Here is a 13305-nt window from a genome sequence, read left to right as displayed (position 1 = left end):
GGCCGGGGGCCGGCGCGCGGGGCGGGGCGCCGGCGGGCCGGCGGGCGGCGCGGCGGCCCGGCGGGCGGGCGCCCGGACGGCGCCGGGTTCTGGTCATGACCTTGTTCACGCGTGGCGTCCCCGTTCTACGACATGGCCGTACCGGCCGGTAACTTCTTGCAGGGGATCTTGTACGGGAGCCGGTTCCGGCCGGGCAAAGCAAGAGTGGCGCGTCCCGGGCGGTCGCAGACTTCACTCATCCGAGTGATCGTGCGCGGTACGGCCCCCGGGGACAAAGGGCGGAAAGGGGGTGGACCGGGTGAATCGGGAGGTGTCGGGTGGACGTCTCCCGGAGCGCGGCCGGGGACACGAACGGGGACGCCCGCACGTATCCTGAAGGCCGTCCGGGTGGCCCCTGGGCCGCCGTCGGCGGTGCGAAGCCCCCACGGGAGCCTCCGGGCCCCGGTGGAGCCCTCCCGGCCCCGCCGGAGTCCCCCCGGAGCCCTGCGACCACGAAAGCGGCCCGTCATGCGCGTCTACGTCCCCCTGACCCTCCCCGGTCTCGCCGAGGCGCACCGGACCGGACGGCTGGGCGCGGAGCCGTTCGCCGCCCACGCCGTCACCCCCGCCCTGCGCGCGTGGTACGGCTCCGAGGACACCGAGGAACTGGAGTACGCCGCCCTGACCCGGGCCGCGCTGGCCTCGCTGCGGCAGCTCGCGGCGTCGCCGGACGCGCCGCGCCGCCGGGTCGTGGTCGCCGTCGACGTCGCGGACGGCGCGGTGGAGGCCGTCCGGGACGCCGACCGGGCCGAGCCCGGCGAGGTGCGGCTGGCCGGGACCGTACCGCTGGCCAAGGCGGCCGCCGTGCACGTCGACTCCGACGACGCCGCGACCGAGGTGGCCGCCGCGGCGGCGGCCCTCGCGGCGGCGGACGCCGGGGACGAGAAGGCGCTGGCCGTCGTGGACGCGGCCGAGGACCACGACTTGCTCTGGTTCGCCACCCAGGAGATCGCGAACCTCGTCGCCGTACGCGAGGACTCCTGACTGTCAGTGGCCACGAGTACCTTGGGCGGTATGGGGACGCACTCAGGCGCGACGGGTTCGGGCGCGCACATCGTCTGGGACTGGAACGGCACGCTGTTCCACGACAACGACGCGGTGATCGGCGCGACGAACGCCGCCTTCGCCGAGATCGGCCTCGCGCCGATCACGCTGGAGCGCTACCGCACGCTGTACTGCGTGCCGATACCGAAGTTCTACGAGCGGCTGATGGGGCGGCTGCCCACCGACGCCGAGTGGGAGCTGATGGACGCGGTCTTCCACCGGCACTACACCGAGCACCGCACCCGCTGCGCGCTCGCCGAGGGCGCGGTGGACCTGCTGACGGGCTGGACGTCGGCCGGCCACAGCCAGTCGATCCTGAGCATGTACGGCCATGAGGACCTGGTCCCGCTGGTGCGGGGCTTCGGCATCGAGACGCACTTCATACGCGTCGACGGGCGTACCGGGCCCTCCGGCGGCAGCAAGGCCGAGCACATGGTGCGGCACCTGGGCGCGCTGGCCGGGACGGTGCGACCGGCGCGCACCGTGGTGATCGGGGACGCGGCCGACGACGCCGTGGCCGCCCGGCACGCGGGGGCGCGCGCGGTGCTCTACACCGGCGGTTCGCACAGCCGGGCCAGCCTCGAAGGCGCCGGCGTGCCCGTGGTGGACACCCTCCGGGAAGCCGTCGCCGAGGCCCAGCGCCTGGCCGCCTGAGCCGCGACGGACGACGCCCGCACCGCGCGCGCCCACACCCCCCACCCCGCACACCCTGTGCAGAACGTCAAAATCTCACCCCTGGTTTTGTACACATACGGCTCATGACGGGTCACCCGGCAGGAGCGATAGCCTGGTGGCGTGATCAGCGCGATAGTTCGCGGGGGCGCCGTCGCCTCCGCTCCGCGCCCGGTGCGCACGGACCACATCCGTGACCGGGCGGCGGTCGCTGGTCCTCGCGGGCGGGACGGGGCCGAACCGGCCCCCAGGACGCCGCGTCAACCCCGGGAAGCGGCGCCGCCGAGAGCAGCGTCACACCTTTCCGGTGCGTCGAACATGGCCGATAACCCCCCGCTCAGCTCACCCAGCGGCATAGCGTCGGTAGGGGCCGGAAACCCCGGACCGGGACGTTACGCCCAAGGGGAAGAGACCGTACTTCCTTCAACGTCACGCAACGGCGCGCGACAGGAGCCAGAGGACAATGCAGACCAAGCTGGACGAAGCCAAGGCCGAGCTGCTCGAAAGGGCCGTTCGGGTAGCTGAGAACAGCCCGGCCGGGGGGCACCTCCCGACCGGGACGAACGTCGAGGGCACCCCGGACCGGGACTCCGTGCTCTCGTTCCTCCAGCGCTACTACCTGCACACCGCCCCCGAGGACCTGGGCGACCGCGACCCGGTCGACGTCTTCGGAGCGGCCATCTCGCACTACCGGCTGGCCGCCGCCCGCCCGCAGGGCACGGCCAACGTGCGGGTGCACACCCCGACCGTCGAGGAGAACGGCTGGACGTGCAGCCACTCCGTGGTCGAGGTCGTCACCGACGACATGCCCTTCCTCGTCGACTCGGTCACCAACGAGCTGACCCGGCAGGGACGCGGCATCCACGTCGTGATCCACCCGCAGTTCGTGGTCCGCCGCGACCTGAACGGCAAGCTCCTGGAGGTGCTGCCCGCCGCGCTGCCCGGCGAGCCGCTGCCGCACGACGCGCACGTCGAGTCCTGGATCCACGTCGAGATCGACCGCGAGACCGACCGCGCCGACCTCAAGCAGATCACCGCCGACCTGCTGCGCGTGCTCTCCGACGTCCGCGAGGCCGTCGAGGACTGGGAGAAGATGCGCGAGGCCGCCGTCCGCATCGCCGACGGCCTGCCCGACGAGCCGGTCCCCGCCGACCTGCCCGGACCGCAGGTGGAGGAGGCCCGCGAGCTGCTGCGCTGGCTGTCCGCCGACCACTTCACCTTCCTCGGCTTCCGCGAGTACCAGCTGCGCGACGACGACTCGCTCGCCGCCGTCCCCGGCACCGGGCTGGGCATACTGCGCTCGGACCCCCCGCACGGCGGCGAGGACAGCCACCCGGTCAGCCCGTCCTTCGAGCGGCTGCCCGCCGACGCCCGCGCCAAGGCCCGCGAGCACAAGCTGCTGGTGCTGACCAAGGCCAACAGCCGGGCCACCGTGCACCGGCCGTCCTACCTGGACTACATCGGCGTCAAGAAGTTCAACGACCAGGGCGAGGTGGTCGGCGAGCGCCGCTTCCTCGGCCTGTTCTCCTCCGCCGCCTACACCGAGTCGGTGCGCCGGGTCCCGGTGATCCGCCGCAAGGTCGAGGAGGTCCTGGACCGCGCCGGGTTCTCGCCCAACAGCCACGACGGCCGCGACCTGCTCCAGATCATGGAGACCTACCCGCGCGACGAGCTGTTCCAGACCCCGGCCGACGAGCTCCAGTCGATCGTCACCTCCGTGCTCTACCTCCAGGAGCGCCGCCGGCTGCGGCTCTACCTGCGCCAGGACGAGTACGGCCGCTACTACTCGGCCCTCGTCTACCTGCCGCGCGACCGCTACACCACCGGCGTGCGGCTGCGGATCATCGACATCCTCAAGGAGGAGCTGGGCGGCACCAGCGTCGACTTCACCGCCTGGAACACCGAGTCGATCCTGTCCCGGCTGCACTTCGTCGTCCGCGTCCCGCAGGGCACCGAGCTGCCGGAGCTGTCCGACGCCGACAAGGAGCGCATCGAGGGCCGCCTGGTGGAGGCCGCCCGGTCCTGGGCCGACGCCTTCGCCGAGGCGCTGACCGCCGAACTGGGCGAGGAGCGCGCCGCCGAGCTGCTGCGCCGCTACGCGGCCGCCTTCCCCGAGGGCTACAAGGCCGACCACTCCCCGCGCGCCGCCGTCGCCGACCTGGTCAACCTGGAGCAGCTGGACGAGGACAAGACGTTCGCGCTCAGCCTGTACGAGCCGGTGGGCGCCGCCCCCGAGGAGCGCCGCTTCAAGATCTACCAGAAGGGCGGCACGGTCTCCCTCTCGCACGTGCTGCCGGTGCTCAGCCGGCTCGGCGTGGAGGTCACCGACGAGCGGCCCTACGAACTGCGCTGCGCGGACCGCACGACGGCGTGGATCTACGACTTCGGCCTGCGGATGCCCAAGGACGCCGCCGGCATCGGCGACCACCTCGGCGACGACGCCCGCGAGCGGTTCCAGGACGCTTTCGCCGCCGCCTGGACCGGCAAGGCGGAGAACGACGGCTTCAACGCGCTGGTGCTGAGCGCCGGGCTGAGCTGGCGCGAGGCGCTGGTGCTGCGCGCCTACGCCAAGTACCTGCGCCAGGCGGGCTCCACGTTCAGCCAGGACTACATGGAGGACACCCTCCGCAACAACGTCCACACCACCCGGCTGCTGGTCTCCCTGTTCGAGGCGCGGATGGCCCCGGAGCGCCAGCGCGCCGGGCACGAGCTGGTGGACGCGCTGCTCGAAGAGGTCGACGCGGCCCTGGACCAGGTGGCCTCGCTGGACGAGGACCGCATCCTGCGCTCCTTCCTGACGGTGGTCAAGGCGACCCTGCGCACCAACTTCTTCCAGACCGCCGCGGACGGCCGGCCGCACGAGTACGTCTCGATGAAGTTCGACCCGCAGGCCATCCCCGACCTGCCGGCGCCGCGCCCGGCGTACGAGATCTGGGTGTACTCGCCGCGGGTGGAGGGCGTGCACCTGCGCTTCGGCAAGGTCGCCCGCGGCGGTCTGCGCTGGTCCGACCGGCGCGAGGACTTCCGCACCGAGATCCTCGGCCTGGTCAAGGCGCAGATGGTGAAGAACACCGTCATCGTGCCGGTGGGCGCCAAGGGCGGCTTCGTCGCCAAGCAGCTGCCCGACCCGGCCGTGGACCGCGACGCGTGGCTGGCGGAGGGCATCGCCAGCTACAAGACGTTCATCTCGGCGCTGCTGGACATCACCGACAACATGGTGGCCGGCGAGGTCGTGCCCCCGCGCGACGTGGTCCGCCACGACGGCGACGACACGTATCTGGTGGTCGCCGCCGACAAGGGCACGGCGACGTTCTCCGACATCGCCAACGAGGTCGCCGAGTCCTACGACTTCTGGCTCGGCGACGCCTTCGCCTCCGGCGGCTCGGCGGGCTACGACCACAAGGGCATGGGCATCACCGCCCGCGGCGCCTGGGAGTCGGTCAAGCGGCACTTCCGCGAGCTGGGCGTGGACACCCAGTCCGAGGACTTCACGGTCGTCGGCATCGGCGACATGTCCGGTGACGTGTTCGGCAACGGCATGCTGCTGTCCGAGCACATCCGCCTGGTCGCCGCCTTCGACCACCGGCACATCTTCATCGACCCGGACCCGGACGCGGCCACCGGCTACGCCGAGCGCCGCCGCCTGTTCGAGCTGCCGCGCTCCAGCTGGGCCGACTACGACACCTCGCTGCTGTCGGCGGGCGGCGGGATCTTCCCGCGCAGCGCCAAGTCGATCCAGATCAACGCGCACATCCGCGAGGCACTCGGCATCGACTCCAAGGTCACCAAGATGACCCCGGCCGACCTGATGCGGGTCATCCTCACCGCCCCGGTCGACCTGCTGTGGAACGGCGGCATCGGCACCTACGTCAAGGCGTCCACCGAGTCCAACGCGGAGGTCGGCGACAAGGCCAACGACGCCATCCGCGTCGACGGCGGCGACCTGAGGGTCAAGGTCGTCGGCGAGGGCGGCAACCTGGGCTGCACCCAGCTGGGCCGGATCGAGTTCGCGCAGAACGGCGGCAAGGTCAACACCGACGCCATCGACAACAGCGCGGGCGTGGACACCTCCGACCACGAGGTGAACATCAAGATCCTGCTCAACGGCCTGGTCACCGAAGGCGACATGACCGTCAAGCAGCGCAACAAGCTGCTCGCCGAGATGACCGACGAGGTCGGTTCGCTGGTGCTGCGCAACAACTACGCGCAGAACACGGCGATCGCCAACGCGCTCGCGCAGTCCAAGGACATGCTCCACGCCCAGCAGCGCTTCATGAAGCACCTGGTGCGCGAGGGCCACCTGGACCGGGCGCTGGAGTTCCTGCCCACCGACCGGCAGATCCGCGAGCGGCTGACCGGCGGCCACGGCCTGACCGGTCCGGAGACGGCCGTCCTGCTGGCGTACACGAAGATCACGGTCGCCGAGGAGCTGCTGCACACCTCGCTGCCGGACGACCCGTATCTGCGCGCCCTGCTGCACGCCTACTTCCCGACCCAGCTGCGCGAGCGGTTCGGGGAGCAGATCGACGGGCACCCGCTGCACCGCGAGATCACCACGACCGTCCTGGTCAACGACACCGTCAACACCGGTGGCACGACCTATCTGCACCGGCTGCGGGAGGAGACCGGCGCGTCGCTGGAGGAGATCGTCCGGGCGCAGACCGTGGCCCGCGCGATCTTCCGCTCGGCGCCGGTGTGGGACGCGGTGGAGGCGCTGGACAACCAGGTCGAGGCCGACGTCCAGACCCGTATCCGGCTGCACTCGCGCCGGCTGGTCGAGCGCGGCACGCGCTGGCTGCTGAACAACCGGCCGCAGCCGCTCCAGCTCGGCGAGACGGTGGAGTTCTTCGCCGACCGGGTCGAGCAGGTGTGGGCGCAGCTGCCCAAGCTGCTCAAGGGCGCGGACCTGGACTGGTACCAGCAGGTCTACGACGAGCTGTCGGCCGCGGGCGTCCCGGACGAGGCGGCGACGCGGGTGGCCGGGTTCTCCTCCGCCTTCCCGGCGCTCGACATCGTCTCGGTGGCCGACCGCATGGGCAAGGACCCGCTGGACGTCGCCGAGGTGTACTACGACCTCGGTGACCGGCTCGCCATCACCCAGCTGATGGACCGCATCATCGAGCTGCCGCGCAACGACCGCTGGCAGTCCATGGCCCGCGCGGCGATCCGCGAGGACCTGTACGCGGCGCACGCGGCGCTGACGGCGGACGTGCTGGCCGCGGGCAACGGCACCTCGACGCCGGAGCAGCGGTTCGAGGTGTGGGAGCAGAAGAACGCGGCCATCCTGGGCCGGGCCCGCATCACGCTGGAGGAGATCCGCGGCTCGGACGCGTTCGACCTGGCGAACCTGTCGGTGGCGATGCGGACGATGCGGACGCTGCTGCGCACGCATTCGTAGGCGACCGCCGGAAGGCCGCCAGGAGGCTGCCGGAAGGCTGCCGCAAGGCCGCCGGAAGGCTGACACAGGGCTGATGGAGGGCGCCCCCGGACTTCACCGTCCGGGGGCGCCCTCTTGTCGTTTTCTTGTCGTTGTTTGGTGCGCGCCGCGCGGAAATTTACCCTTTCCTGTTATTCGCGATCATTCAAGTAATGTTGCCGGGTGACTGTGAAACTCGCCGAGAGCCGTCCGGCCGCGTCCCCGTCCGCATCCGTCCCCGCTCCCGAACGCGTCGCAGCACGTCCCGGCCCTCCCTCCCATTGTGTAATCATCAACTTTTCTGTATTCGAATTTCCGTGGCCGGGGAAATTCCGCTTTCCCGTCCACCGCACCCGGCTTTTCCTCCGCCATGCGCTCCGCGCCGCCTGAGGCACGGCCCGCCGGCCGGAGCGCCCTCCGCCCGCCGGCGGCCGCGAAACGTTCCGCCGCGCCCTGGGCCGCCGTCGCCCTCCTGGCCGTCCTGCTGCTCCTGGTGATCGTGCGGCTGCCGTGGGCCGGCGACCTCGGCATGCACGCGGCCACCGTCCAGCGCCTGCGCCACAGCCTCACCCGGCCGGGCGACCCGCTCGTGGACGCCGACGCCCCGAGCCCGTACTACTCGCCGTGGATGCTGGTGCTCGGCTGTCTGGCCCGGGCGAGCGGTCTCTCGGTCTTCGTCGTGCTGCGGATCGCCGCCCTCGCCGGTCTCGCGCTGCTGGCGACGGGGGTGCGCCGCTACGTGCGCACGCTGAGCGCGCATCCGGCCGCGCCCGCCCTGGCCGCCCTGAGCCTGGTCCTGCTGTGGGGCACCGTCCTGATCAACTGGAGCGGCTTCCTCTCCCTGAACTCGCTCGCCCTGACGGTGTCGTACCCGAGCGTCGTCGCGCTCGGCCTCGCCTTCCACCACTGGGCCTGGCTCACCCGGTCGCTGCGCGCGCCGGCCGGCTGGGACGTGTGGCTCGGGCTGGGCGCGCTGTGGGCGGTCATCCTGCTGTGCCACCAGTTCACCGGGGTCGTCGCCACCCTCGGCGCGCTCGCCGCGGTGCTCGCCGCCCGGCCCCCGCGCGCCCAGTGGCCGCGCCTGGCCGCCGCGACGGCGCTGGGCCTGCTGGTGCTGTGGCTGTGGCCGTACTACGACTTCTTCGCGCTGTTCACGGCCGGCGGCGGCCTGGAGGAGGTGCACCGTGCCCTCTACGACCACTTCGCCGGCCGCTACTGGCTGGTGCTGCTCGGGGTGGCCGCGCTGGCCGCGCGGTGGCGGCGCGACCGCCGGGACCCGCTGGTGCTCTTCTTCGCGCTGGGCGCGCTGGTGTGCGCGGCGGGTTTTGTGAGCGGCCACTACTCCTGGGGCCGGGCGCTGCCCGCCGTGCTGATCCCGGCCCAGCTCGCCGCGGCCCTCGCGGTGGTGAGGGGCGGGCGGCGCGCGGTGCGGGTGCGCTGGGCGTGGGCGCTGGCCGCCGCGCTGGCGGCGGGCGCCTGGACCCAGTCCGGGGTGCTCGGCTACGTCGTCGGCCGCGACCGGCTGCCCGCCGCGCTCGCCGTCAACTACGTCCCGCCGTGGGCCGGCTACCACTGGATCACGCCGTACGTGCGCCACGGCGACGTGGTGATGGCCCGGGACCTGCCCTCCCGGCTGGTCCCGGCCTACGGCGCCTACACCGTCACGCCCGGCTACCCGGACTTCTTCCTGCGGGACGAGGCGCGGCGCGAGCACGCCGTCCAGCGCTACTACCGGCCCGGCACGCCGCCCGGCGCCCGCCGGGACATCCTGCGCGCCTACGGCGTCCGCTGGGTCCTGGACGCCCCCGCCCGCCACCCGGACCCCGGCCTGCGCCCGGTCGCTCGGGACGCCGCGGGCGACGAGGTCCTGTACGCGGTGACGCGATGAAGCGGTCACGCGGTCACGCGGTGATGGCGCCGGGCGGGACGGTCAGGACTTGGTGAAGGTCTCGTAGGCCTTCAGGACCTCTTCCGTGGGGCCATCCATCCGCAGTTCGCCGCGCTCCAGCCACAGCACCCGCTCGCAGGTGTCGCGGATGGAGTTGTTGTTGTGGCTGACCAGGAACACCGTGCCCGCCTGCCCGCGCAGCTCGCGGATGCGTTCCTCCGAGCGCACCTGGAACTTGCGGTCGCCGGTGGCCAGCGCCTCGTCGATGAGCAGGACGTCGTGGTCCTTGGCGGCGGCGATGGAGAACCGGAGCCGGGCCGCCATGCCGGAGGAGTACGTGCGCATCGGCAGGGTGATGAAGTCGCCCTTCTCGTTGATCCCGGAGAAGTCGACGATGTCCTGGTAGCGCTCGCGGATCTGCTCCCGGGACATGCCCATGGCCAGGCCGCCCAGGTGGACGTTGCGCTCGCCGGTCAGGTCGTTCATCAGCGCCGCGTTGACGCCGAGGAGCGAGGGCTGGCCGTCGGTGTAGATCTTGCCGCTCTCCACCGGCAGCAGTCCCGCCACCGCCTTGAGCAGCGTGGACTTGCCGGAGCCGTTGGTGCCGATCAGACCGATGGCCTCGCCCTTGTAGGCGACGAAGGACACCTTCTTCACCGCGTGCACGCGCCGCACGCCCGCCGCCTTCTCGGCCCGGCCCGGGCGCAGGATGCGGTTGAGCGCGGCGGTGGCGCTGCCCCGGCCGGCGCCGGTGCCGTGCACCCGGTAGACGATGTCGACCTGGTCGGCGACGACGGTGGGGATCTTCTCGGTGCTCTGCTCAGCCACGTCCGTACCTCTCCTCGGCCTTCCAGAAGTAGACGAAGCCGCCGACACCGGCCAGCAGCGCCCAGCCCACCGCGTACGCCCACACGTGGTGCGGGAGCTGGTGGGCCTTGAAACTGTCGATCAGCGCGAACCGCATCAGGTCGATGTAGACGGCGGCCGGGTTGGCCTCCAGCAGCGTCTGCGCCCAGTGCGGCAGGGTGGTGTTCTTCAGCGTCTTGTCGATGCTGAACATGACACCGGAGACGTACATCCAGGTGCGCAGGATGAACGGCATCAGCTGGGCGAGGTCCGGCGTCTTGGCGCCCATCCGCGCCATGACCATCGAGATGCCCGCGTTGAACACGAACTGGAGCACCAGCGTCGGGACGGTCAGCGCCCAGGACAGGCCGATCGGCACCCCGCACAGGAACAGGATGAACACCAGCGCGGCCATGGAGAAGAGCAGCTGCTGGAGCTGCTGGAGGGCGAAGGAGATGGGCAGCGCCGCGCGCGGGAAGTGCAGGGCGCGCACCAGTCCCAGGTTGCCGGAGATGGCCCGGGTGCCCGCCATGATCGAGCTCTGCGTGAACGTCCACACGAACACGCCGGTGACCAGGAACGGGATGTAGTCGGCCACGCCGTGCTTGGTGCCGAGCAGCACGCCGAAGATGAAGTAGTAGACCGCCGCGTTCAGCAGCGGTGTGGCCACCTGCCAGACCTGACCGAGCTTGGCCTGGCTGTACTGGGCGGTGAGCTTGGCGGTGGCGAACGCGGTGATGAAGTGCCGTCGCGCCCACAGCTGGCGGACGTACTGCGTCAGGGTCGGGCGGGCGCCGCTGACCGACAGGCCGTGCCGGGCGGCGAGCGCGGCTAGGTCGCCCTCGGCTCGGGCCGGGGCGGGGGGCGGTGTGTGGAGGACCTGGCTCACATCCGCTGCTTTCGCTCGGGGGGATCTCGGGAGACTCGGGAAACTCAAGAGAGGGGCGGGGCGTGCGGCTCCGGGTCCGCCGTCCGTTTCCTTACGGTTCTCTTCACGTTCTCTTACGTCGGAACGGGACCGTATCGTCGCAACGCGAGAGTAGGGCCAACCGGCGTCGGAACGCAACCGTATCGTCGTCACGCCCTATGCTGGACGGCATGACGACGAACGCCGGCGAACCCCAGACGCGTCCGCGCCGCGCCCCCGCCGGGGCGGCCGTACTCCGCGAGGACGTGACCGAGGCGATCCGGGCCGCCGTCTTCGGGGAGCTGGCGGAGGTCGGCTACGCGCGCATGTCGATCGAGGGGATCGCGCGCCGCGCCGGGGTCGGCAAGACGGCCGTCTACCGCCGCTGGCGCTCCAAGCTGCACCTGGTGCTCGACGTCGTCTCCGCGCTCGCCGTCCAGGGCCTGCCCGCGCCCGACACCGGCTCCCTGGAGAGCGACCTCAGACTGCTGTACGAGGTGACCTCCCGCGCCCTGCGCCACCCGGTGGCCTCGCAGATCATCCCCGACCTCCAGGCCGAGGCGGCCCGCAACCCGGACCTCGCCGACGCCGTCCAGAAGGCCCTGCGCGACGGCCAGGAGAGCGTCGCCAGCAGTATCATCGCCGCGGCCGAGGAGCGCGGCGAGATCCGCGCCGGCCTCGACCGCGACCTGGCCCTCGACCTCATCTCCGGGCCGCTGTACTGGCGCTCGGTCGTCATCCGCGCGCCCAAGCTCCCCAAGGGCTACCTGGGCGCGCTCGCCCGGGGCACGGCGGAGGCCCTCAAGGCGCTGTAGCGGCCGCGAGTGGCTTCGCCGAAAGGGCCCTGGGGCGGGGCTGGCTCCCGCGCGGCGGGCGTCAACCCAGCAGGCGGCGGAGCCGGCCGCGCAGCACGGAGGTCACACCGCTCGGACCGGTCGCCAGGCGCACCGCGAGCGCGCCGGAGTGCGTGGCGTAGGGCTGGGCCAGCAGCACGCCGAACCTGAGGCTCGGCACGACACTGCGGCGCAGCAGCCCGGCGCCCGCGCGGGCGTGCGCCGTCACGTCCGTGCCGCTGCCGTCGGCGAAGATCACCCGCAGGCGCAGGTCCCAGGTGCCCGCGCCCAGCGCCGCCAGGTCCACGGGCGTCTCCGCCGCCCAGGTGCCGTCGGCGGACCGGGCGAGCGGCGCGGTGGCGCTCCCGGCCGGATGCCCGCTCTCCCGGTGCCGCCACTGAACCGCCAGCGACCGGGGTCCGGCGCTCGCCACCCGGCCGTACATCTCGTGCAGCCGCAGCCGCAGCACCGTGTTCCGGGTGCGCGGGCGCAGCGCCGCGTCCACCGCCAGCGGCAGCTGGTGCGCCGGCCGGGTCAGATACGGCTCCAGGGTGAGCTGGGGCAGCTCCTCGGACCAGACGGGCGTGCCGTCGGCGGCGCGCGCGTAGGGCGGGCACAGCCGGGCCGGACGCGCCGCCAGCTCCTTGAGCCGGGGCAGGTCGCGCGGCTCGGGCGAGGCCATGATCACCCGGGCCAGCAGGCGGCCGGGCGCGGTCGGGTCGGCGGACCAGTCGGCCGCGTCGTAGTCGGCGAGGTGGGCGCGGGTGCGGTCCCACCACGCGCGCCGGTACTCCGCGTCGCGCAGGCCCAGCTCACGCGCGTACATGCGCAGCTCGTGGTCGAGGAACTTGGCGCGGGCCGTGCGCGCGAGCTTCTTCTGCCCGGCGTTCAGCAGGATCTCGTACGCCTGCCGGTTCGCCTCGGTGCGCGCCCGCCAGTTCGCCACGTCCGCGCGGTCCAGCGAGATCGACAGCCGCTCCGCCGACCGGCGCACGTGCCACACGTACACCCGCTCCGGGATCAGCGCCAGGCGGGGGGAGGCGGCCAGCACCCGGGCGGTGAAGACGATGTCCTCGTAGGGGAAGCGGCCCTCGGGGAAGCGGACGGCGTGCTCGCGCAGGAAGTCGGTGCGGTACAGCTTGTTGACGCAGAGGGTGTCGTGCACCAGGCGCGGCAGCTGCTCGGGGCGGTCCAGGACGGCGGCGGCCGCGTACAGCTGCTCCTGCCAGCCGACCTCGCGCCCGGAGGGCAGCTCACGGCGCACGCACAGGCCGCCGACCACCTCCACGCGCTCCTCGCGCGCGGCGGCGAGCAGCGCGTCCACCGCGCCCGGCGGCAGCACGTCGTCGCTGTCCAGGAACATCACGTACGGCGACGTCGCCGCGTCGATGCCGTCGTTGCGGGGGCTGCCGCAGCCGCCGCTGTTGCTCTCGCGCCGAATCACCCGCACGCGCGGGTCGCTCGCGGCGAGCCGGTCGAGCACGGCGGGGCTGCCGTCCGTCGAGCAGTCGTCGACGGCGACGACCTCGCCGACGGCCGGGCCCTGCGCGAGCGCCGAGCGCACGGCGTGGGCGAGGTGGGCGGCGTCGTTGTAGCCGATCACGACGACGCTGACGTGGGGGGTCTGGTGGGAGTGCGGGTGCATGGGGTCCACGGGCCT

At 72.5% G+C, this 13305-nt stretch carries 8 protein-coding genes; 5 read left to right on the top strand and 3 right to left on the bottom strand.

Annotated elements, in window-relative coordinates:
• Positions 1-507 precede the first annotated feature (507 nt).
• The 4 genes from ABEB07_RS36245 to ABEB07_RS36230 all read left to right on the top strand — a co-directional run bounded on the left by ABEB07_RS36245 (position 508) and on the right by ABEB07_RS36230 (position 9059).
• Complete coding sequence (locus ABEB07_RS36245; RefSeq protein ID WP_345672302.1) at positions 508-1023, top strand: DUF6912 family protein; 516 nt, start codon at positions 508-510, stop codon at positions 1021-1023.
• Between the two features lie 30 nt (positions 1024-1053).
• Positions 1054-1737: an HAD family hydrolase gene (locus tag ABEB07_RS36240; protein ID WP_345672300.1), complete on the top strand. Its 684-nt coding sequence runs from the start codon at positions 1054-1056 to the stop codon at positions 1735-1737.
• Between the two features lie 481 nt (positions 1738-2218).
• Positions 2219-7153: an NAD-glutamate dehydrogenase gene (locus ABEB07_RS36235; protein ID WP_345672299.1), complete on the top strand. Its 4935-nt coding sequence runs from the start codon at positions 2219-2221 to the stop codon at positions 7151-7153.
• Between the two features lie 388 nt (positions 7154-7541).
• Positions 7542-9059, top strand: a complete 1518-nt coding sequence (locus ABEB07_RS36230; RefSeq protein WP_345672298.1) for a hypothetical protein — start codon at positions 7542-7544, stop codon at positions 9057-9059.
• Positions 9060-9101: 42 nt separating this feature from the next.
• Here ABEB07_RS36230 and ABEB07_RS36225 read toward each other — a convergent pair whose 3' ends face one another.
• Positions 9102-9887 (bottom strand): ABC transporter ATP-binding protein, encoded by a 786-nt coding sequence (locus ABEB07_RS36225; protein ID WP_164582181.1) that lies wholly within the window; start codon positions 9885-9887, stop codon positions 9102-9104.
• Positions 9880-10794 carry an ABC transporter permease gene (locus ABEB07_RS36220; protein ID WP_164583564.1) on the bottom strand — a complete coding sequence of 305 codons (915 nt, stop codon included), beginning with the start codon at positions 10792-10794 and terminating at the stop codon, positions 9880-9882. The genes ABEB07_RS36225 and ABEB07_RS36220 overlap by 8 nt, the downstream gene beginning before the upstream one ends.
• A 209-nt stretch (positions 10795-11003) precedes the next feature.
• Between ABEB07_RS36220 and ABEB07_RS36215 the strand changes: the two genes are divergently transcribed.
• Complete coding sequence (locus tag ABEB07_RS36215; RefSeq protein WP_345672297.1) at positions 11004-11627, top strand: TetR/AcrR family transcriptional regulator; 624 nt, start codon at positions 11004-11006, stop codon at positions 11625-11627.
• Between the two features lie 61 nt (positions 11628-11688).
• On the opposite strand, the gene ABEB07_RS36210 is transcribed toward ABEB07_RS36215, so the two are convergent.
• Positions 11689-13290: a glycosyltransferase family 2 protein gene (locus ABEB07_RS36210; protein ID WP_345672304.1), complete on the bottom strand. Its 1602-nt coding sequence runs from the start codon at positions 13288-13290 to the stop codon at positions 11689-11691.
• Positions 13291-13305: the final 15 nt, after the last annotated feature.

This window comes from Streptomyces similanensis (assembly GCF_039543625.1).
Lineage (GTDB): Bacteria > Actinomycetota > Actinomycetes > Streptomycetales > Streptomycetaceae > Streptomyces > Streptomyces similanensis.
This window is presented reverse-complemented; position numbering and strand designations above follow the sequence as displayed.

Excerpts from the sequence above, each read along its gene's own strand:
- ABEB07_RS36230 (WP_345672298.1), top strand. The coding sequence starts at position 7,542 with ATGCGCTCCGCGCCGCCTGAGGCACGGCCCGCCGGCCGGAGCGCCCTC.
- ABEB07_RS36245 (WP_345672302.1), top strand. The coding sequence starts at position 508 with ATGCGCGTCTACGTCCCCCTGACCCTCCCCGGTCTCGCCGAGGCGCAC.
- ABEB07_RS36240 (WP_345672300.1), top strand. The coding sequence starts at position 1,054 with ATGGGGACGCACTCAGGCGCGACGGGTTCGGGCGCGCACATCGTCTGG.
- ABEB07_RS36235 (WP_345672299.1), top strand. The coding sequence starts at position 2,219 with ATGCAGACCAAGCTGGACGAAGCCAAGGCCGAGCTGCTCGAAAGGGCC.
- ABEB07_RS36215 (WP_345672297.1), top strand. The coding sequence starts at position 11,004 with ATGACGACGAACGCCGGCGAACCCCAGACGCGTCCGCGCCGCGCCCCC.
- ABEB07_RS36210 (WP_345672304.1), bottom strand. The coding sequence starts at position 13,290 with ATGCACCCGCACTCCCACCAGACCCCCCACGTCAGCGTCGTCGTGATC.